Source organism: Pseudoalteromonas sp. C12FD-1 (genome assembly GCF_037414265.1).
Taxonomy (GTDB): Bacteria; Pseudomonadota; Gammaproteobacteria; order Enterobacterales; family Alteromonadaceae; genus Pseudoalteromonas.
The window spans coordinates 1-21,440 of the sequence record NZ_JBBEVD010000035.1 but is presented as its reverse complement, the minus strand read 5'-3'; the positions used below and the strand labels follow the sequence as shown (position 1 = coordinate 21,440).

Below are 21,440 nucleotides of genomic sequence, written 5' to 3'. Positions count from 1 at the left end.
TTTTTATTTTTATAAAATAATACACATTATTTTGAACTTAGATTGGTAATCGGGCGCGGGCCACAACACTATCTGGCATTTTTTTCGCTAGTAAGTTAAGCGCACGCTCAATTTTTTTATGGGTAGCTTTATCTGCCACCATGGCATTAAATAACCAGCGGTACGCATCTTCAAAGTCACGCGGGCTTCCATAGCCTGCATTAAAAAGCTTAACCAGCCTTAGCTGCGCTTTTAGGTTTCCTTGAGCTGAAGCCTCCCGTAAATAGGTAATGGCCATAGCTTTATCTTGCTGTACTAAGCGGCCAGTGTCGTAATAACGTCCAAGCTGCTCTAACGCAGCCGCTAGGCCTTGCTCAGCCGCTTTACGCATGTAGTACACACCTAACTCTACATTTCGCTCAACACACACATTATAAGCCAGCATATCGCCATATAAAAATTGGTAAGATGGCAGTGCCATTTTATTGGCCCTTGCCTCTATATCTTGTACTAACTGGCAATCATCTGCCTTTACACGCTGTAAATGTGTATTTTTGTTTATTAGTGCGATCAGCTCAGGCTCGGTATAAAGCGGCACCGCAGCGGGTGTTTCTTCAGCTAATACATTGCTACTTATAGATAAAAGTAACGGAGTGAGCAAAGTCGCTAATAAAGTATTGCAAGTAGATAGGCGCATGTTTACCACGTATAAAATAAAACTTATCAAATAATATACAAAGATCGTTCCAAGGTGAATTTTAGACATAAAAAAAGCTGCAAAAGCAGCTTTTTTTAAACTAATGGTGATTAAGCAAACGGGTTGCGAAGTACCATAGTTTCTACACGATCTGGGCCGGTAGAAATAATATCAACAGGTACACCTGTGATTTCTTCAATACGCTTGATGTAGTCAATCGCAGCTTTTGGTAAGCCTTCAAGGCTAGTTACACCAACTGTGTTTTCAGACCAACCTGGCATTTCTTCATATACTGGTGTTACTTTCTCGTAACCTTCAGCAGCTAATGGCGTTACATTAGTCACTGTGCCATCTTCAAGCTGGTAACCAGTACAAATTTTAAGTGTTTCTAAGCCATCTAAAACGTCAAGCTTAGTTAAACAAAAACCTGAAATGCTGTTGATTTGTACTGCACGGCGCATTGCCACAGCATCTAACCAACCGGTACGGCGTAAACGACCTGTTGTTGCGCCAAATTCATGACCTTTATCGCCTAAATGCTTACCTACTGGGTCTTGTTTTTCAAGGCCATCGTAAAGCTCTGTAGGGAAAGGACCAGAACCAACACGTGTAGTGTACGCTTTAATAATACCTAACACGTAATCAAGGTTTAATGGGCCAAAACCAGCACCAGTCGCAACGCCACCAGCAGTGGTGTTTGAAGATGTTACATAAGGATAAGTACCGTGATCGATATCAAGTAATGTACCTTGAGCACCTTCAAATAAAATGTGTTCGCCCGCTAAACGTGTTTGATCTAAAAGCTCAGTTACATCAACAACCATTGCTTTTAAGATGTCTGCAACAGCCATTGCATCATCAAACGTTTTTTGGAAATCAACAGCATCTACTTTGTAGTAGTTAACTAAAGTGAAGTTATGGTATTCAAGTACTTCTTTTAGCTTAGCTGCGAATAATTCTGGATTGAATAAGTCACCTACACGTAAACCGCGACGGGCTACTTTATCTTCGTACGCAGGACCGATACCACGGCCTGTTGTACCAATTGGCTTGTCGCCGCGAGCAGTTTCGCGAGCTACATCTAATGCAACATGGAAAGGCAGAATTAACGGACATGCTTCACTAATTAGAAGACGCTCACGTACAGGTACGCCACGCTCTTCTAACATGCCAATTTCTTTCATTAGCGCTTCTGGTGATAAAACCACACCATTACCAATCACACATTTAACATTGTCACGTAATACACCCGATGGAATAAGGTGTAGAACTGTCTTTTCACCGTCAATAACTAAAGTATGACCCGCATTGTGGCCACCTTGGTATCGAACTACTAAAGATGCTTTGTCTGTAAGGAGATCAACAACCTTACCCTTACCTTCGTCACCCCATTGGGTGCCTAATACAACAACGTTTTTACCCATTGTAAATTCACTTCGAGAAAATTAGGACGAGATTTTACCAGAAAACTAAAGTAAAGATCACCCCTGTTCAGCTTATTTTTTCTGCGCGTATTTTTTAGACCATCACACTTTTTAAATAATCACATATATAACAGCAATTTAAACTTTTAAATTATACTTAACAAAAAGCCCCGCATAGGCGGGGCTTTATAACTTTTTAAATGATTAAGGCATTGCTTATTGCGCTGCGGCACCTTTCATATATTTAAAGAAGTCACTGTCTGGTGAAAGCACCATAACATCTTGCTTATCTTTAAAGGTTTTTTTATACGCCTCTAAAGAACGAACAAAACCAAAGAACTCTGGATCTTTACTGTATGCTTTAGCGTAAATAGCAGCAGCTTCTGCATCACCTTGACCACGTACTGAGCGCGCATTACGCTCTGCATCAGCAAGCATTACTGTTACTCTGCGGTCAACATTAGCACGAATAGTTTCCGCTTTTTCTTGACCTTCCGAGCGGTGCTCTTTTGCAACAGCAGTACGCTCAGCGCGCATACGTTGGTAAATAGAGCTACTCACTTCTTGTGGTAAGTTAATTTGCTTAACACGCACGTCAAGTACTTCAATACCTAACTCGCGCGCACTTTCAGAAGCTTGTACTAACGCCTCTTCCATTAACTCACTACGCTCACCCGATACAATTTCGCGAATAGTACGCGTACCAAAGTTAGTACGAAGACCATTATTTACCTTTTGCTTTAGTAGTGTTTCAGCGTATTGCTTATCACCACGAGCACGTAAGTAAAATGCACTAAAGTCGTTTACGCGCCACTTAACAAACGAATCAACAATTAAGTCTTTTTTCTCGCTTGTTACAAAGCGGTCTGGCGTGCCATCTAGCGTTTGAATACGTGCATCAATACGACGCACTTGGCTAAAAAATGGTACTTTTAAATGAAGACCAGGGCTGTATACAACCGCTTTGTCTTCACTGTCTTTTTCAACTTTGCTAAACAGCAACACGATTGCTTTTTGCCCTTCAGGTACTACAAATACCGCTGAGAAAGACATAACAATGGCAACTAATAATATAATTAAACTAAAGTTTTTCATTATGCTTATCTCCCGTTATTGTTAAAGCGATCGCTGTTAAAACGGTCATTACCGCTGTTCACAGTGCTGTTACGTGATGTATTTACTTTGTTACGTAAATCTTGAATATCACTTGAGCTTGGTAAAGCTACACGTGTTGCAGTGCCTTGCTTTTCCATAATTTTATCAAGTGGTAAGTACATCATGTTATTACCGCCTTTAACGTCAACAATCACTTTAGAGCTACTACCTAGCACTTCTTCCATTGCATCAATGTATAAACGTTCGCGCGTTACTTCTTTAGCTGCTTGATATTCAGGTAATAGCTTTTCAAAACGAGCCACCTCACCTTGCGCTTCAAGTGTAATGCGTTCTTGATAACCTTCTGCTTCTTGCGTCATACGAGTTACTTGACCACGCGCGCGCGGTTCAATTTCACGTGCGTAAGCTTCGGCTTCACGGATGAAACGCTCTTCATCTTCTTGTGCGGCAATAGCGTCATCAAATGCATCTTTTACTTCAGTCGGCGGACGCGAATCTTTAAAGTTCACATCGGTCACAATTAAACCTAAGTTATACGGTTCGATGATTTTATTAAGCTCATCCCACGTATTTTGACGAACGACTTCACGGCCATTAGTCAGTACTTGGTCCATTTTTGCATGGCCAACAACGTAACGTAGTGCACTATCAAGCGCCTCTTCTAAGCTATTATCAGCATTAGTTACACTAAACTTGTAAAGGTACGGGTCAATAACACGGTATTGCACTTCAAACTCAACGCTTACTACGTTTTCATCTTCCGTTAGCATAAACCCAGATGCAGATAATGAACGTACAGCTTCAATATCTACCGGAATAACCGTTTCAATAAAGGTCATTTTCCAGCGTAAGCCTGGCTCTGCAATACGGTCATACTTACCAAATTGCAATACCACCCCACGTTCGGCTTCTTTAACCGTATAAATACCACTTAACGCCCACACAATTGCGGCGATAATGAGGATAAATGAAATACCGGCTCCGCCAAGTCCACCGCCACTATTATTGCCGGATTTTTTACCGCCAAATATGCCGCCTAACTTGTTGCTAAACTTACGGAACACCTCGTCTAAATCAGGTGGGCCTTGATCACGTCCGCCTTTATTGTTCCACGGATCTTTGTCATTGCCATTATTACCCGGTTCATTCCAGGCCATAGCTATACTCCATTGTTATCTAAATAAATTAGGAAATTGTGTTAAATCTATCAAATCTCCCGCGTTTCTCATACAAAAACCGACATTTATATGCCAATTTTTAATCGCGATTGATAAAACCCTCAATTTCAGGACCAAATTCTTTAATTAATCGGTTCCATTCAACCATAGGTAAACGTACATCTAACAACCAGTTACCCTGTTCATCAAAGCGCTCTTCATGGACTGCACTTAAGCTAAATAAAGACGCTCTTAACCTGCCATATTGAGGAGCAAGTAATAACGTATCACTAAACATTTTCTTAGCAAGCAGGTCACTTATTGCTTCGCTAAGTAGCTCACACCCTTCACCGGTTTGTGCAGATAACCATACTCTTATAGGCTGCCCTTGGTCATCCCGATCAATTCGTGGGCTTACATCATCAAGTGCATCAATTTTGTTATAAACTAATAATTGCGGTACTTCATCGGCTTCAATCTCTTTTAAAACCGACTGTACTTCCTCTATGTTTTCGCGCCTGCGTGGGTCTGCCACATCAATTACATGTAATTGTAGGTCGGCTTCACGCGTTTCTGTTAGTGTGGCCTTAAAGGCTGCTACTAAGTCGTGCGGTAAATGGCGAATAAATCCAACGGTGTCGGCCAAAATAACCGAACCAACATCACCTATATCAAGTTTACGTAGTGTTGGGTCAAGCGTGGCAAAAAGCTGATCCGCTGCGTATACATCTGAGTCTGTAATACGATTAAACAGGGTTGATTTACCCGCATTGGTATACCCTACAAGCGACACGGTAGGAATTTCGTTACGCGTACGCGCACGTCTACCCTGCTCACGTTGTACAGCCACTTTGGCTAATCGGGCACGAATATTTTTAATGCGCGCGCGCAATAAACGTCTATCGGTTTCAAGCTGTGTTTCACCAGGGCCTCGTAAACCTATCCCCCCTTTTTGGCGCTCAAGGTGAGTCCACCCTCGGATTAACCGAGTAGACATATGCCTAAGCTGAGCAAGCTCTACTTGTAGTTTACCTTCGTGGGTACGGGCTCTTTGGGCAAAAATATCAAGAATAAGTGTTGTTCTATCAAGTACACGACATTGGCAAACGCGCTCTAAATTACGTTCTTGAGACGGACTTAATTGATGATTAAAGATGACAACATCTGCATTGTGGATTTTGACAATCTCAGCTATTTCTTCTGCTTTACCGGTACCGACGAATAGTTTCGGATGTGGTGCTTGGCGGCTGCCTTGCACAACCGCCAAACTACTAACACCAGCAGAAGATACCAACAACTCTAATTCATGAAGATCTTCACGATCGCCATCTTTAGGTAAGTCGATATGAACTAAGACTGCCTGTTCGCCGGATTCATAGCGGTCAAACAAGCATTACGCTCCTAATTAAATATTTCCTGGTTCTTGCTCTTCAGTGTCATCGCTCCCTTGAACACCTTGGAAGTTGACTGCACGAGCAGGTACAACTGTTGAAATTGCGTGTTTATACACCATTTGGTTTACAGTGTTTTCAAGTAAAATAACAAATTGGTCAAATGACTGAATTTTACCTTGTAATTTTATGCCATTTACCAAAAAGATTGATACTGGAATGCGCTCACGACGTAGTGCATTCAAAAATGGGTCTTGTAACGATTGGCCTTTTGCCATGTTATTGTTCCTTCGTTCTAGGTGTTATTATAATTTAAGTAGCTGAACTTATTTAATTAAACTAAATAATACTCAACTACTACTAGCTTAGCGAACTTACTACGCGTTGCAAGTTTTCTTCATCGTCTGTTGTTAACCACGTAACATCAGGCCAACTCCGTAACCACGTTAGCTGACGTTTTGCCAGTTGGCGCGTTGCAGCAATGCCGCGAAAAACCATCTCATCATGGCCTACTTCACCCGCAAGGTAATCCCACATTTGTCTATAACCTACACAACGAATAGAAGGCATATTGGGGTGTAAATCCTTACGTAGATATAGGGTCGAAACTTCTTTTTCAAACCCCTGTTCTATCATTATTTTAAACCTTTTTTCAATTCGCTGATGTAATTCACTGCGATCATCAGGCGCAATCGCAAATTGATGAAAAGTATAAGGTAACGTTGGCTGCTTTTGCTTTTGCAATTCAGTCATTGTTTTACCACTAATACGGTAAACTTCCAAAGCTCGATTTATTCTTTGTGAATCATTTTCACTTATTTTGTCGGCCGCTTGCGGATCTACTTTAGCGAGCTCTTGATGTAAATGTGGCCAGCCAAATTGTTTTGCTTGCGCTTCAAGCTCTGCTCTAACTACTTGGCAAGCTTCAGGCAGTGGCGATAAGCCATCAATTAAAGATTTAAAGTACATCATGGTGCCACCCACTAATATTGGTACTTTACCTTGTTGATGAAATTCATCAATTTTTTTAATCGCATCACGTCTAAAATCGGCAACCGAGTAGGTTTCGCTCGGATCGAGTAAATCAATTAAATGATGAGGAGCACGAGCAAGCTCTTGCGCATCGGGCTTTGCCGTACCTATGTCCATACCTTTATACACTAACGCTGAATCAACGCTGATTATTTCTGTATTTAAGTGCTCACACAGTGAAATTGCCAACGCCGTTTTACCAGCTGCGGTTGGGCCCATTAAAAATATGACCGGTAAATTGCTCAACACGGGTACCTTAATTTAATTGCGTTAAATAGTGTTCTAGGTCTATTTTAACTGCTTTTTCTTTTAAACGTTCAATTGTTTGCGGATTATTTTGTAAGCTAATTTGTAATTCAATAAATGCATTACTTTCATAAAAGCGCTCCGGTACACAACTAAGCTGCCATGTAAGCCAAGTTTGTAACTCGTTGAGCTGTGTTTTACATGCACCTAGTAAGCTTTCAACCGCAGCTGAGACTTCAAGTAAATATAAACACGTGGGCAGCTTTTTGACCATCACAAACTGTTTTTCAATAACTAGCTCAAAGCCTAATAAAGTAAACCACGATTGCTGCTGAGCTATTAGTTCGCAGTCAGCTTTTTCAAGGTTAACCCTTACAGGTAGTAGCAAGGCTTTACCCTCTAAATTACCCAGCTCTTTTATTTGTGCATGCCAGTAATCAACAAGTGCATATTTATAGTGTGAGCAAAATAATTGCTGCTGCTGAGTAAATACACACACACCTTTATTTACATTTAATATCTGCACACTTTTTAATGCGTGTGCAGCGCTCTCATCAGTAACGGGCTGCGCTGATACACTATGGGCAAAATGAGCGGCTTGTTGCTCACTCACCCCTTGATAAAATGCATTTACATCGTGATGATTTGCACCATGTTTTTGAGACGGTGAAGAATACCCCGCAGCGCCACCACCTGACCCTGCGCGATTAGAGGGGGCACGACTAGTAAAACCACCGTTTTGTGAATCTATTGGCTGCAACTGTGATTTAGGGTAATCATACTGCATAGACTGGTTATTAACCGCGTGACTTGGCTGCTCAATAAACGTTGCGGATTGGTAATCGTCAGTAGGCGCTTGATTAGTTGCAAATTCACCTTGTAACGGCACAACGACTTGCTTAATCGCCTGCAATATAAAGTCGTGCACTAACCGGCCTTGATGAAAACGCACCTCGTGCTTAGCGGGGTGAACATTTACATCCACTTGTCTTGGGTCAATATCAATATAAATAACAAAACCAGGCAGCTCTTGTGCGCCACTTACTTCTTCAAACGCCTGGCGAATAGCGTGTAAAATTAGCTTATCACGCATCATGCGATTATTTACATAGGTATATTGCGTGGTATTGGCTGACCCCACTGGCAATACCCAACCATGTAACTGTAAACCACTTTCGCCAGATTGAATATGCAACCCTTGCTCAGCAAAGGCTTTACCTGCAACTTGCGCAACCCGAGTAATCGCTTGATTAGGATCGGTTTTAGCACGGTACTGTCTAACCACCTTTTGGTTATGTGTAAGTGTAATCGACACGTCAAAACGACTCAGTGCAATGCGTTTTATAAGCTCATCAATATGGCTAAATTCGGTTTTTTCGGTGCGTAAAAACTTGCGCCTTGCAGGGGTGTTAAAAAATAAATCTTTAACTTCTATGGTTGTGCCATCTGGGTGAGCAACCGGCTTTATTTGCACCTCCATATCGCGGCCCTGTGCAAACGCTTGCCACGCGGCATCTTGTGCTTTAGGCTTTGAGCTTAGCGTTAAACGCGATACCGAACTAATAGATGCAAGTGCTTCACCTCTAAAACCTAACGAGCAAATATTTTCTAAATCATCGAGTGATTTAAGTTTACTGGTTGCATGGCGCGAAAGCGCTAAAGTTAACTCATTTTTACCAATACCGGAGCCATTGTCACGAATACGAATAAGCTTGTGGCCGCCGCGTTCTATATCTATTTGCACGCGCGTAGCGCCCGCATCTAAGCTATTTTCTACCAGTTCTTTAACCACCGAAGCTGGGCGTTCGACCACTTCACCTGCCGCTATTTGGTTAGCTAACCGTGCAGGTAATATTTCAATACTCATGGGGCCCCTAATACTTGTACAGGTTTAAAAAACATCAACTCTGCGGTATGTCCAACTCTTGACCTATAAACAAGGTGTTTGAGCGAAGTTGATTAACTTGCTTTAACTTGGCTACCGATACGCCATAGCGGTTTGCTAATAAGCTTAGCGATTCACCTGGGCGAACTTTATGTTTAGTTGGGTACTGCGATTTAAGCTTGGCAAATAACGAATCATCCGGTGGGTTTTTTAAGTAATAATTTTTTATAGACGTAAACATCGCTTTAGCTAAGCGCTCTTGATGATTAGCGCTTTTTAACATGCGCTCTTCACGTGGGTTTGAAATAAAGCCTGTTTCAACCAAAATTGAAGGTATATCTGGCGACTTTAATACGGCAAGGCTTGCATGTTGTGGATCTTTTTTATGTAATTTAGCGACCTTTTTTAGCTCTTTAACTACTTCTTCAGCCACGCTAAGCCCTGTTTTCATTGAGTGGTCCATCGACATATCAAGCAGCGCTTGCGCGAGATATTTTTCGTTTGCAGCATCTTTAATTACATCGGCTGCACCGCCTAAAAGCTCCGAGTGTTTTTCTTTATCTTCTATCCATTTACCAATCTCAGAATTAGCGCGACCAAGGGATAACACCCACACCGACGCCCCATTTGGTCCTGGGCTGGTAAATGCATCAGCATGAATTGACACTAAAAAGTCAGCTTTTTTTTCTCGTGCTCTATTAGTACGAGTGTTAAGTTTAACAAAATAGTCACCACTTCTTACCATGCGCGAAATCATGCCGCGTTCACCGTCAATCATGCGCTCTAAACGTTTAGCGATTTGCAGCGTAATGGTTTTTTCATACGTACCAGAAGGCCCAATAGAACCTGGATCTTCTCCGCCGTGGCCCGCATCAATTGCAATAACAATATCTCGCTCTTGGTTTAACTGGCGTTTTTTAGCAGCTTTTTGGGCAGGAGTTGTACTTACTGCGGGTTCACTTTTATTATATAAATCCACAACCAGTCTGTTTTTGTAAGGGCCTGTAGGTGCCAGCGCAAAAATAACCGGCTTAATTGGCGCGGTGAGCTCAAATACAAAACGTACACTTTGTTTATTTTTAGGCTTTGAGTAGCGCAGCTTACTAACAATTTTATGTTTAGAAGGAATACTTGGTAATACTTTTAAGCCTTTCGTATTTTCAAGATCGACCACCAAGCGACTTGGGTTTTTAAGCATAAAATAGCTAAAATCAGGCTTGTCATCTAAATCAAATACCACCCGAGTGCTATCTGGCGAGGGCCATACCCGTACACTATTTATGGTGTTTTGTGCCCACAACGGTAAGCTCACAGCGAAAACTATGAAACAAATAAAAAGTTTAACTACACCTCGATTCATTATAACTACCATTGCCTTAACTATTTATTATTATGAAAGTGGATACATTGATCCGCTATTAGTTTATTAACCAAGGTTTAGGTTATTGAGTTTTTCAACAATTGCTACTCCACGTTCACTAGCACTGTTTACTGCAATTTTACGCTCATCCCCAACGTAACTTAAGGTAATATCTAAATCGGGAACGGGTATAAACTCGCCGCCTTTTTCTGGCCACTCAACAATACAAATAGCCTGCTCAGAAAAGTAATCTCTTATGCCCATGTACTCAAGCTCTTCAGGATCGCCTAACCGGTACAGGTCAAAATGATATACATTAGCACGTGCCAGCTCGTATGGCTCTACCAACGTATAGGTTGGGCTTTTTACCTTACCTTTGTGGCCACAGCCCTGCACTACACCACGCGTAAATGTTGTTTTACCTGCACCTAAATCACCATGTAAATAAATTACTGCACCTTGCTCTATAATAGCAGCCACTTTGTTACCCATTGCTACTGTGGCTATTTCATCATTTAGGTGAGCTTCAAAACTACGCGTCATTGTTACCTCAAAATTTACTAAAAGCGCATCTTTGCTAATCATACCAGAATATTTCTTGAAGGCGATAAATTGGCGTTTTAGGCATAAAAAAACCGGCCTAAGCCGGTTTTAATTAACTGGAGCTTTATAGCCCTAGTTTTTTCTCAAGGTAGTGGATATTTGTGCCACCACTTTGGAAGTTTTCGTCTGCAAGAATTTTTTTATGTAATGGCGTGTTTGTTTTGATGCCATCAATAACCAATTCGTTCAACGCATTACGAGCACGGGCAATAGCCACATCACGGTTTTCACCGTAAGTAATAAGCTTACCAATCATCGAATCGTAATGTGGAGGTACTGTATAGTCAGCATAAATATGACTATCCCAACGAATACCTAAACCACCTGCAGGGTGGAAACGTGTAATTTTACCCGGCGATGGGATAAACGTTTCAGGATCTTCTGCATTAATACGACATTCAATTGCATGGCCGCGGATAACCACATCATCTTGCGTGAAAGATAGCGGTTGCCCAGCAGCAATTTTTAGCTGCTCTTTAATTAAATCAACACCGCTTACCATTTCAGTCACTGGATGTTCAACTTGAATACGGGTGTTCATTTCGATGAAGTAAAATTCGCCGTTTTCGTATAAAAACTCAAACGTACCTGCACCACGGTAACCAATTTCAATACATGCACGTGTACAGCGCTCACCAATAAATTTACGCACTTCTGCCGTTATACCCGGCGCAGGTGCTTCTTCAACTACTTTTTGGTGACGACGTTGCATAGAGCAGTCACGCTCGCCCAAATGAACAGCATTACCTTGTCCATCAGCAAGTACCTGAATTTCAATATGGCGAGGGTTTTCAAGGAATTTTTCCATGTAAACCATGCTATTGCCAAAGAACTGTTTTGCTTCTTGTTGAGTAAGTGCGATTGAATCAATTAATTCGGCTTCGCTACGTACTACACGCATACCACGGCCACCACCGCCACCAGCGGCTTTAATAATTACTGGGTAACCAATACGCTTTGCAATTTGCATGTTGCGTTCTTTGTCATCCGATACAGGACCGTCAGAGCCAGGTACACAGGGTACACCGGCTTTGCGCATTGCATTGATTGCCGATACTTTATCACCCATAAGACGAATAGTGTCACCTTTTGGACCAATAAATACAAAGCCGCTTTGCTCAACTTGGTCAGCAAAATCTGCATTTTCTGAAAGAAAACCATATCCTGGGTGAATCGCTACAGCGTCTGTCACTTCAGCAGCCGCAATAATACGCGGAATATCTAAGTAACTTTCGGTGGCTGGAGGTCTACCGATACAAATGGTTTCATCTGCAAGTAATACGTGCTTAAGATCGCGATCCGCCGTTGAATGCACAGCAACCGTTTTGATCCCAAGCTCTTTGCAGGCGCGCAATACGCGAAGTGCTATTTCACCTCGGTTTGCAATGACTACTTTATCTAACATAAGAGTTGGCCTTTAGGTTACTAAATTATTCAATGATGAATAGAGGTTGATCAAATTCTACTGGTTCGCCATTTTCAACTAAAATAGCTGTAACTGTACCCGCTTTATCTGACTCAATTTGGTTCATCATTTTCATTGCTTCAACGATACATAATGTATCACCTACTTTAACTTGAGAACCTACTTCTACGTATGCTGGCGCTTCTGGAGACGCTGCTGAGTAAAATGAACCAACCATAGGTGATTTAACTTGATGACCGGCAGGCGCTGCTGGTGCCGCTTCGGCTTCAACAGCTGGTGCTGCTTGTGCTGGTGCCGCAGGCGCTGGAGCAGCAAATTGCTGTGGTGCGTACTGAGCGTAAGCAGGACCCGCGCTCATGTTGTTACGGTTAATACGTACTGATTCTTCACCTTCGGTGATTTCTAGCTCAGCAATACCTGATTCTTCTACTAATTCGATTAGCTTTTTGATCTTGCGAATATCCATGAACGACCCGCCTATAAGTTTGTTAGTTTAAATTAATTCGAGTTTTGCAACCGGCTCACGGCAGCGTTTAAAGCTGCGTGGTAACCCATTGCACCTAATCCACATATCACACCTTGCGCCACATCAGAAAAATATGAATGATGACGAAATGCTTCACGTGCATGCACATTACTTAAGTGCACCTCAAAAAAAGGAATATCAACGCTTAACAATGCATCACGTAAAGCGACGCTAGTATGCGTAAATGCAGCAGGATTAATAATTATGTAATCAACTGCCTGCCAAGCATCGTGTATTCTTTCAATAAGGGCTTGCTCACTATTACTTTGAAAATGCGTAAGCTGAACATCTAGACCCTCTGCCGCGGTCGTTAGTTCGCTCATAATTTCACCAAGAGTGTGCAAACCGTACTTTTCTGGCTCACGCTTTCCTAGCATGTTTAAATTTGGACCATTTATAACTAAAAGTTTAAATTTTGCAGCCATAATACGCGATATATCCTCTAAGTAATGAGTTAAGCCGTTGCGAGCTAATTTTGTACACTAAAGTAAGTATAAAAAACAAAAATTGCAACAAATTCTCACGTTAGCCAACTATTATAGTCAGTTCGATGTAAATAGCAGCAAAATACTGGTCTAATCTCTGGAGGTGTAATAAATATGACGTAATTGGAGGCTAGCCACTTGGTAAGCCCAAGCGGCTAAATTGCACTATTATTGTGCGCTGGCGCGCACTCTAGCTAGGTGGGTGGCAAAATCATCAGCGTTTAAAAATCCTGTAACGCGCTCAGAACTTAGCTCCTGCCCTTGTTTGTTAAAAAACAAAATGCTGGGTAAACCAAACACAGTGAACTCTTCCATTAGCTCAATGGTGGTATCATCACTTTGAGTTAAATCGATTTGAATTAACTGATAGTGACTAAATTCACTCTGTACTTTGGCGTCAGGAAATGTGTAATGCTCAAACTCTTTACATGCCACACACCAATCGGCGTATAAATCAACCATTACTAGTTTGCCTTGCTGATTTGCCTCAGCAACGGCCTTTTTTAGCTCGGTTAAATTAGCAACCTGCTTAAACTCATTACTTTGCTGACTCACCAGCTCAACTTGTTGAGGCGGCCAAATTACGTTTTTAGCTAATGTAAAACCAGTTAGCACTAAAAATGTAGCGCTCAACCAAAGTCCTGTTTTAAGTTTGCTTTGTGGCTGTGCACTTTGCCAGTGGTGTAAATACAATGCTGTTGCAAGCGCTAAAACACTCGCCATAAGCAAAATAATGTCGGCATCAACAATACGCTCTAATAAAATAAGTGGCACTACAAGCATAATAAAACCAAATAATGTTTTAACTTGCTCCATCCAGCCGCCGGCTTTAGGCAGCAATTTACCACCAGACGTACCAAGTAATAAAAGGGGGAGGCCCATGCCTAAACTTAATACATACAGGGTTAAACCACCGACTAGGTAGTCACCACTTTGCGCCACAAATAATAGCGCAGCAGATAACGGTGCTGTGGTACAAGGTGATGCAATTAATCCCGACAACACCCCCATTAAAAACACACCTAAGTAATTGCCGCCTTTTTGGTTATTACTAACTTGCGTTAGCTTGCTCATCATACCGCTCGGTAACTTAATTTCGTACCAGCCAAACATCGACATTGCGAGCAATACAAACAGTAAGCTAAAACTAATAAGTACATAAGGGTGTTGTAAATACCCCTGCACTTGCCCGCCTAAGGCCGCCACTACTAACCCTAATGCAGCATAAGTAAGTGCCATACCTTGTATATATACAAACGACAACGCAAACGCTTTTTTAGTTGAAAGGTTTTGCTGCCCTGCAATTAAACTCGATAAAATAGGAAACATAGGGAACACACACGGTGTAAACGCAAGCCCCACTCCAACCACAAAAAATATGAGTAAATTAGTTACTAAACTTTGACTTGCTAATCGCTCTGTAAAACTTAAATCTTGAGTGGGTGTATTACTTTGGCTACGTGTTGTATCAATAGAGGGAGTTAATGCGTTTAATGTATCAGCAGCATTAGCTGATGAGTTATTACCTTGCGCTTGCTCTGAGGCAATAACGCTTAAAGGAATACTAATAACCTCTGGCGGATAACACAGCCCTGCTTTGGCACAGCCCTGGTAGCGCACCTTAACAATAGCACCCTCGGTAACATTACTGAGCTTGCTTATAACACTTACACTATTGAAAAAAACTTCGGTTTTGCCAAAAAACTCGTCTTCAATTATTTCGCCAGTACCGGCATCGCCTACCTTTATGTTGGCGCCTTTGGCGATAATTTCTATTTTCTTTTTGTAAAGGTAATAGTCAGGGGCTATATCCCACCCCACAAATAAAGTGCTACCTTGCTGATCAAAATCAAATACAAACGCTTGGTCTACAGGTAAAAAGGTTTGCTGTGGCGGGGCAAGTAAATCACCTAGCACATTATTGGTGTTTGCCTTTACCGGAAGCGCCAGCAAGCTAACCAATAATAAAAAGAAAAACCGCATTAATTTAATACCTCATCCATCCAATGAAAATAAGCCAAATTACCAGTGGCCACATCAACCACTTGAATTTCGGGTACTTCGTAACTGTGTAAACTTTTGATGGTTTCAAACACATCATTCATTTTTTCTGATTTTGTTTTAATCAGTAGCTTTGCTTCTACCTCTTCGGCCACATTGCCTTCCCACATATAAATTGAGGTCATATTTGGTAAAATATTTACACACGCCGCTAATTTTTGCGCTACAAGTGCCTTAGCTAGAGTGCGTGCTTCAGCCTCATTTTTACACGTGGTAAATATCAATTTAAATTGCGTAGTCATAATTAACCTTTACTAATTTATAGGGAACTAATGCAATAGTATCTGATAGCTAGTGTAATGTGTAGGCGATGAATAATTGTAGATATTAAGCAATTATTAATCACTTTAAGCTCAACCTTGAAATTAGACCCTTTCACCCTCACTTATATTTCATCCACTCTTTTGAGTGCCATTATTTAGAGAGCCCTATGTTTAGATTTTTATTTGTGTTGTTTATTATCATTCCTATTATCGAAATTGCGCTACTAATACAGGTTAGTGATGTAATTGGTGGATTTGCGACTATAGCCCTAGTGATTGTTACGGCTATTTTGGGCGCCAGAATGGTTAAACAACAAGGAATGGGGGCATTACAAAATGCACAAAGCCAAATGGCCCAAGGGCAAATGCCAGCGAAAGAATTATTTACCGGTATTTGCGTGATCATTGCAGGGGTTTTATTGCTAACCCCAGGCATTATGACCGATGTATTTGGCCTACTATTATTAACCCCCTCAATACGCAACAAACTTGCTGCAGGCCTTGCAAGTCAAGCAACGGTTCGCATGAGCACAGGTGCACAGCAAGGCTCTTCAGCCTTTACACAACACTCACACTCGCAGCAAGAACAACAGCATGTAAATAAACCAACTACCATTGATGGCGAATATGAGAGAAAAGATTAAAAATTTATCGATTTTTCTCTTGGAATTTTACACTCTACCCCCATTAATGAATGCAAATTAGAAAAGCTTTTTTCTGTACTGTTCAGAAACTGTTAGGAGAACTAAAAAAATGAACATTCGTCCTTTACAAGATCGCGTAATCGTTAAGCGTCTAGAAGAAGAAACCAAGTCTGCTGGCGGTATTGTATTAACTGGCTCTGCAGCTGAAAAATCAACTCGCGGAGAAGTTATTGCTGTTGGCAATGGTCGCGTTCTAGATAACGGTGACGTTAGAGCTTTAGAAGTAAAAGCCGGTGACACTGTGTTATTTGGCTCATATGTTGAAAAAACTGAAAAGATCGAAGGTCAAGAGTACCTGATCATGCGTGAAGACAACATTTTAGGCATTGTAGGCTAACCCTACTTTTCGTTTAACAAACATTTAAGAATTTAGAGGAAATTAAAGATGGCAGCAAAAGAAGTACTTTTTGCAGGTGACGCACGCGCTAAAATGCTAACAGGCGTAAATATCCTAGCAAACGCAGTAAAAGTGACCTTAGGTCCTAAAGGCCGTAACGTAGTACTAGATAAATCATTTGGCTCTCCAGTGATCACTAAAGATGGTGTATCTGTAGCAAAAGAAATCGAACTTGAAGACAAGTTTGAAAACATGGGTGCACAAATGGTGAAAGAAGTTGCATCTAAAGCAAATGATGCAGCGGGTGACGGTACTACTACCGCAACTGTACTTGCACAATCTATTGTAAACGAAGGTCTTAAAGCAGTTGCTGCGGGCATGAACCCAATGGATCTTAAGCGCGGTATTGATAAAGCAATTATCGCTGCAGTAGAAGAGCTTAAAGCGCTATCTGTACCATGTGCTGATACTAAAGCTATTGCACAAGTAGGTACTATTTCAGCTAACTCTGATAAAGAAATTGGCGAAATCATTGCTAACGCAATGGAAAAAGTAGGCCGTAATACAGGTGTTATTACTGTAGAAGAAGGTCAATCACTAGAGAACGAACTAGATGTTGTAGAAGGCATGCAGTTTGACCGTGGTTACCTATCGCCTTACTTTATCAACAACGCTGAAAAAGGCGCTGTTGAGCTAGACAACCCGTTCATTCTACTTGTAGATAAAAAAGTATCTAACATCCGTGAACTACTACCTACATTAGAAGCCGTTGCTAAAGCAAGCAAGCCACTATTAATCATTGCTGAGGACCTAGAAGGCGAAGCACTTGCAACGCTTGTAGTTAACAACATGCGCGGTATTGTTAAAGTATCAGCTGTTAAAGCCCCTGGTTTTGGCGACCGTCGTAAAGCAATGCTACAAGATATCGCCGTATTAACTGGCGGTACTGTTATCTCTGAAGAAATTGGTTTAGAGCTTGAAAAAGCAACAATTGAAGACTTAGGTACTGCTAAGCGTGTAGTAATCACTAAAGATGATACAACTATCATTGATGGTGCGGGTGAAGAAGATGGCATTAACGGCCGTGTTGCTCAAATTAAAGCACAGATTGAAGAAGCAACGTCTGACTACGATAAAGAAAAACTACAAGAGCGCATGGCTAAACTTGCCGGCGGTGTTGCAGTAATTAAAGTAGGCGCAGCAACTGAAATTGAAATGAAAGAGAAAAAAGACCGTGTTGAAGATGCATTACATGCAACTCGTGCAGCGGTTGAAGAAGGCGTAGTACCCGGTGGTGGTGTTGCTCTAGTACGTGCTGCTAGCAAGCTAGTTGAGCTACTTGGCGACAACGAAGACCAAAACCACGGTATCAAAGTTGCACTTCGTGCGATGGAAGCACCACTTCGTCAAATCGTAACTAACGCAGGTGATGAAGCATCTGTTGTTATTAACGCAGTTAAAGGTGGTGAAGGTAACTATGGTTACAACGCAGCCACTGGCGAATACAACGACATGCTTGAAATGGGTATCCTAGATCCAACTAAAGTAACGCGCTCTGCACTACAATTTGCAGGTTCGATTGCGGGTCTAATGATCACCACCGAAGCAATGGTTGCTGAAATCCCTAAAGAAGAAGCTGCTGGTGCCCCTGATATGGGTGGCATGGGCGGAATGGGTGGTATGGGCGGCATGATGTGATCATCCTCCTTTAAGCACCTTGCTTATATAAAAACCCAGCTTCGGCTGGGTTTTTGCTTTTTAATACAAGCCTATTGTTATTGCTCAATTTACCTTCATATCTATACCACGAGTTGTTGGATTAAAGGTAAAAGGATTTGCTTAATAATAATGAAATAATCACCTTCTTTATTTTGGTATCACTTATAACAGGGTTAGTGGTATTTATTGCCTGGATTATGCTTAAGCTCGTTATATGGGGTAAGAGCATGTCTAAAGAAGCGTATTTATTTTTAGCGTTTTTTCCACTAATTTCACTTATGCCTATTCCACCCCCTACTTATGAAAATGTTCAAAAGGCCAAGCAAGAACAGCGTAAACGCAAAGAAGACTCAGGTGATGACCCTACGAATGAAGATGAGTAAGCCAGTTTAGCTACTAAATTAAAACACTTTTTAAGGACGCTTTAAGCATTCTCTAAGGTTTAAAATAGAGTGAATCCTTTTACTACTAGCCCTATATGCTAAGCCAATATATAACGTACAGCTCCTCTTAAAATAAGCTTTAATAACCATTTACCTATACTATTCAACCCTGTATTGATATGTGAAAATACACCGACATAAAACAACTTTAGGTTTTTAAGTTATGCCAAAGCAGCATATAGGTAGTATTGCTCTTGTTGTAAAAGACTATGACGAAGCAATTGCATTTTATACAAAAAAATTAAGCTTTGAATTAGTGGAAGATACGGATTTAGGTGATGGAAAACGCTGGGTGTTAATAACCCCACCCAACTCAAACGGCACACACATATTACTTGCACAAGCCACAGAACCAGAGCAGTTTAGCGCTGTTGGCAACCAAGCAGGTGGCCGTGTATGGCTATTTTTAAACACTGACAACTTTTGGCGTGACTACGAAAGCATGCTAGAAAATGGCGTAGTATTTCATGAGCAGCCTCGTAATGAGCCTTATGGTACGGTGGCCGTATTTGAAGATCTCTATGGCAACAAATGGGATCTTATTCAACAGAGCTAACTACTTAGTTGATTAACGACCTGACTATTTGAAATAAATCCGAGGGTAGCATACCACGCTGCCCTTGCTCTTCAGCCGCAACCTCACCAGCTCTAGCATGAAGAGTTACTCCGTATCGCGCAGCTTCATCGATACTAAGCCCTTGAGCAAGCAATGCACCAATAATACCTGTAAGTACGTCGCCACTCCCTCCCACGGCAAGAGCTGCGTTGCCATTTTCACACACCCAAGTGCTTTTACCGTTATCAATTAAAGAGCCAGCGCCTTTTAGTATGCAAGTAACATTATACCGTTTTGCGCATAATCGTACGCTATCAAACCTATTTGACTCTATTTCAGAGGTATTTTTGCTAATGAGCCGAGCCGCTTCACCAGGATGCGGAGTAAGCACACATTGGTCCAATGTATAAGCACTGGCATTTTCAGCCAATAAATTAAGTGCATCAGCATCAAGTACAAGCGGCGTATTGCGCTCTTGGCAATAGTGCATAACTGTGCAAAACGTTTTTTTAGCCCATTCATCCTGTCCAAGTCCAGGGCCAAGTACAACACAACTTGCCCACTCTAAAGCTTGCTCAAGGTTTTCACTCATGACCATTAATTCTGCCCTACCTATGCTTATTGGCATAATAGAGCTTTGGTGCGTATAAACCTTCACCATCCCCGCGCCTGCTCGTAGCGCAGCCTCACTACTGAGCCTGATTGCTCCCGCAGTACCTTGGTTACCTCCTATACATAATAACTTGCCATGGTTGCCCTTATGGCTATTTAAAGCCCGAGAGCCAAGGCGTTTAAAGCTGTCTATATTTATCAAGTGAGCACAAGGTGAAGCGAGTTGACTAAAAGTATCTTCAATTGCTAATTCATCGAGAATCAATTCACCGGCATGCTGTTTACCTGTCCCTGTAGAAAGGCCTTGTTTAATCGCAATAAAAGTAAGCGTTTTTGTTGCCTGAATAGCTGCGCCTAATACTTCACCTGTATTTGCATCAATCCCTGAGGGAACATCGATACTTAAAACAGGCTTTTCGCTTTGGTTGATTGCGGTAATAATCTCACAATAATTTTCGCGAACAGGTGAGTTTAGCCCAGTTCCTAGTAACCCATCAATCACACAGTCGCAGCAATTTAAATCACTCTTATCAAACTCGTTAACTATGCCACCATTATCAAGCCATAGCTGTTTCGCTTTAGCCGCGTCACCACTGAGTGTTTTAGCAGGGTCTATAGCACAAACTTTTACCTCTGCACCAGAGTCCTTAATTAAACGCGCGGCGATGTAAGCATCACCCGCATTATTGCCATTACCTGCAATAATTAAAGTAAGCTTAGCGTTAAAAGACTGCCAGTGCTTGTATACGGACTCTCCCGCTCGCTGCATTAAAGTAAATAAACCTATTCCACATTGCTTAGCCGCCTCTTTCTCATAGGAGCGAACCTGCTCTTTTGTATAAATAAGCCTTTGTTCATTTAACATAGAAACTCGCCATAATAAGTGTGTAGATGCTCTATAACTATAGCTTGGGATAAAAGAGCACTTTTCAATAGCTGATTTAGCTTGCGAAACAGCTATTAAAATTGAAGACTTTACTACAAAGAGTGTAAGTTCTGTGGCGAGCCTTATCCGTGGGTTTCGTGATACTCAACCCACGCTACGAAGTACAGATTGACGCTGTGCAGCTGATAGCTAATATTTTTACTTTCCTTAAGACGCAAAAAAGCCGCTTCATTTCTGAAGCGGCTTTCTCGTATTTGGATCCAGTGCGTTACGCAGTAGAATGTCGTGGTGCCCACAGAGGTAGCGAGCCACATAGCAAAGTACCCTTAATGTTTGTTTTTTAATGGGATTCACTGGGCACTGAGGTGGTCGTCGCGTTCTTTTACCCGTGGGTTTCGTGATACTCAACCCACGCTACGAAGTACAGCTTGACGCTGCGCAGCTGATAACTGATGGCTAATAGCTAATATTTTGTAAGCGTCTAGCAAAATACACCTGCCAGTAACTCAGTAAAATGATTAAGCTATTTCCA

The 21,440-nt window shown here is 41.6% G+C and carries 21 protein-coding genes; 5 read left to right on the top strand and 16 right to left on the bottom strand.

Annotated elements, in window-relative coordinates; genetic code table 11:
- Positions 1 to 37: 37 nt before the first annotated feature.
- From WDB87_RS02110 to cutA, 15 genes are all read right to left on the bottom strand, one after another.
- Positions 38 to 676, bottom strand: a complete 639-nt coding sequence (locus WDB87_RS02110; protein ID WP_337848874.1) for a tetratricopeptide repeat protein — start codon at positions 674 to 676, stop codon at positions 38 to 40.
- A 110-nt stretch (positions 677 to 786) separates the two neighbouring features.
- On the bottom strand, positions 787 to 2,100 hold the full coding sequence (locus WDB87_RS02105) for an adenylosuccinate synthase (protein ID WP_004587661.1): 1,314 nt from the start codon (positions 2,098 to 2,100) through the stop codon (positions 787 to 789).
- A 216-nt stretch (positions 2,101 to 2,316) separates the two neighbouring features.
- Positions 2,317 to 3,195, bottom strand: coding sequence for a protease modulator HflC (gene hflC, locus WDB87_RS02100; RefSeq protein ID WP_337848873.1), 879 nt, complete (start codon positions 3,193 to 3,195; stop codon positions 2,317 to 2,319).
- Between the two features lie 5 nt (positions 3,196 to 3,200).
- On the bottom strand, positions 3,201 to 4,373 hold the full coding sequence (hflK, locus tag WDB87_RS02095; protein WP_286245454.1) for an FtsH protease activity modulator HflK: 1,173 nt from the start codon (positions 4,371 to 4,373) through the stop codon (positions 3,201 to 3,203).
- Between the two features lie 100 nt (positions 4,374 to 4,473).
- Positions 4,474 to 5,763 carry a ribosome rescue GTPase HflX gene (gene hflX, locus WDB87_RS02090; protein ID WP_138612174.1) on the bottom strand — a complete coding sequence of 430 codons (1,290 nt, stop codon included), beginning with the start codon at positions 5,761 to 5,763 and terminating at the stop codon, positions 4,474 to 4,476.
- Between the two features lie 15 nt (positions 5,764 to 5,778).
- A complete protein-coding gene (hfq, locus tag WDB87_RS02085) occupies positions 5,779 to 6,042 on the bottom strand; it encodes an RNA chaperone Hfq (protein WP_004587665.1) in 264 nt (87 codons plus the stop codon).
- A gap of 82 nt (positions 6,043 to 6,124) precedes the next feature.
- Positions 6,125 to 7,042, bottom strand: a complete 918-nt coding sequence (gene miaA / locus WDB87_RS02080; protein WP_337848872.1) for a tRNA (adenosine(37)-N6)-dimethylallyltransferase MiaA — start codon at positions 7,040 to 7,042, stop codon at positions 6,125 to 6,127.
- Positions 7,043 to 7,052: 10 nt separating this feature from the next.
- Positions 7,053 to 8,909, bottom strand: a complete 1,857-nt coding sequence (gene mutL, locus WDB87_RS02075) for a DNA mismatch repair endonuclease MutL (protein WP_337848871.1) — start codon at positions 8,907 to 8,909, stop codon at positions 7,053 to 7,055.
- Between the two features lie 34 nt (positions 8,910 to 8,943).
- Positions 8,944 to 10,287 (bottom strand): N-acetylmuramoyl-L-alanine amidase, encoded by a 1,344-nt coding sequence (locus WDB87_RS02070; RefSeq protein ID WP_337848870.1) that lies wholly within the window; start codon positions 10,285 to 10,287, stop codon positions 8,944 to 8,946.
- 66 nt (positions 10,288 to 10,353) lie between these two features.
- On the bottom strand, positions 10,354 to 10,830 hold the full coding sequence (tsaE, locus tag WDB87_RS02065) for a tRNA (adenosine(37)-N6)-threonylcarbamoyltransferase complex ATPase subunit type 1 TsaE (RefSeq protein ID WP_337848909.1): 477 nt from the start codon (positions 10,828 to 10,830) through the stop codon (positions 10,354 to 10,356).
- A 124-nt stretch (positions 10,831 to 10,954) separates the two neighbouring features.
- Positions 10,955 to 12,295 carry an acetyl-CoA carboxylase biotin carboxylase subunit gene (gene accC, locus WDB87_RS02060; protein WP_024031477.1) on the bottom strand — a complete coding sequence of 447 codons (1,341 nt, stop codon included), beginning with the start codon at positions 12,293 to 12,295 and terminating at the stop codon, positions 10,955 to 10,957.
- Positions 12,296 to 12,320: 25 nt separating this feature from the next.
- Complete coding sequence (gene accB, locus WDB87_RS02055) at positions 12,321 to 12,782, bottom strand: acetyl-CoA carboxylase biotin carboxyl carrier protein (RefSeq protein ID WP_337848869.1); 462 nt, start codon at positions 12,780 to 12,782, stop codon at positions 12,321 to 12,323.
- 32 nt (positions 12,783 to 12,814) lie between these two features.
- A complete protein-coding gene (gene aroQ / locus WDB87_RS02050; protein WP_286245459.1) occupies positions 12,815 to 13,267 on the bottom strand; it encodes a type II 3-dehydroquinate dehydratase in 453 nt (150 codons plus the stop codon).
- A 228-nt stretch (positions 13,268 to 13,495) separates the two neighbouring features.
- Positions 13,496 to 15,310: a protein-disulfide reductase DsbD gene (locus WDB87_RS02045; protein WP_337848868.1), complete on the bottom strand. Its 1,815-nt coding sequence runs from the start codon at positions 15,308 to 15,310 to the stop codon at positions 13,496 to 13,498.
- A complete protein-coding gene (cutA, locus tag WDB87_RS02040) occupies positions 15,310 to 15,630 on the bottom strand; it encodes a divalent-cation tolerance protein CutA (RefSeq protein ID WP_286245461.1) in 321 nt (106 codons plus the stop codon). The genes WDB87_RS02045 and cutA overlap by 1 nt, the downstream gene beginning before the upstream one ends.
- A gap of 188 nt (positions 15,631 to 15,818) precedes the next feature.
- On the opposite strand from cutA, the gene WDB87_RS02035 reads away from it, so the two are divergent.
- The 5 genes from WDB87_RS02035 (at position 15,819) to WDB87_RS02015 (ending at position 19,410) form a co-directional block, all read left to right on the top strand.
- Positions 15,819 to 16,295 (top strand): FxsA family protein, encoded by a 477-nt coding sequence (locus WDB87_RS02035; RefSeq protein ID WP_286245462.1) that lies wholly within the window; start codon positions 15,819 to 15,821, stop codon positions 16,293 to 16,295.
- Positions 16,296 to 16,404: 109 nt separating this feature from the next.
- Positions 16,405 to 16,692: a co-chaperone GroES gene (locus WDB87_RS02030; RefSeq protein WP_004587676.1), complete on the top strand. Its 288-nt coding sequence runs from the start codon at positions 16,405 to 16,407 to the stop codon at positions 16,690 to 16,692.
- A 48-nt stretch (positions 16,693 to 16,740) separates the two neighbouring features.
- Positions 16,741 to 18,390, top strand: a complete 1,650-nt coding sequence (gene groL / locus WDB87_RS02025) for a chaperonin GroEL (protein ID WP_286245463.1) — start codon at positions 16,741 to 16,743, stop codon at positions 18,388 to 18,390.
- Positions 18,391 to 18,527: 137 nt separating this feature from the next.
- Complete coding sequence (locus WDB87_RS02020; protein WP_337848867.1) at positions 18,528 to 18,794, top strand: hypothetical protein; 267 nt, start codon at positions 18,528 to 18,530, stop codon at positions 18,792 to 18,794.
- A gap of 223 nt (positions 18,795 to 19,017) precedes the next feature.
- Positions 19,018 to 19,410: a VOC family protein gene (locus tag WDB87_RS02015; RefSeq protein WP_286245464.1), complete on the top strand. Its 393-nt coding sequence runs from the start codon at positions 19,018 to 19,020 to the stop codon at positions 19,408 to 19,410.
- A gap of 4 nt (positions 19,411 to 19,414) precedes the next feature.
- On the opposite strand, the gene WDB87_RS02010 is transcribed toward WDB87_RS02015, so the two are convergent.
- A complete protein-coding gene (locus WDB87_RS02010; RefSeq protein ID WP_337848866.1) occupies positions 19,415 to 20,887 on the bottom strand; it encodes an NAD(P)H-hydrate dehydratase in 1,473 nt (490 codons plus the stop codon).
- Between the last annotated feature and the right edge of the window lie 553 nt (positions 20,888 to 21,440).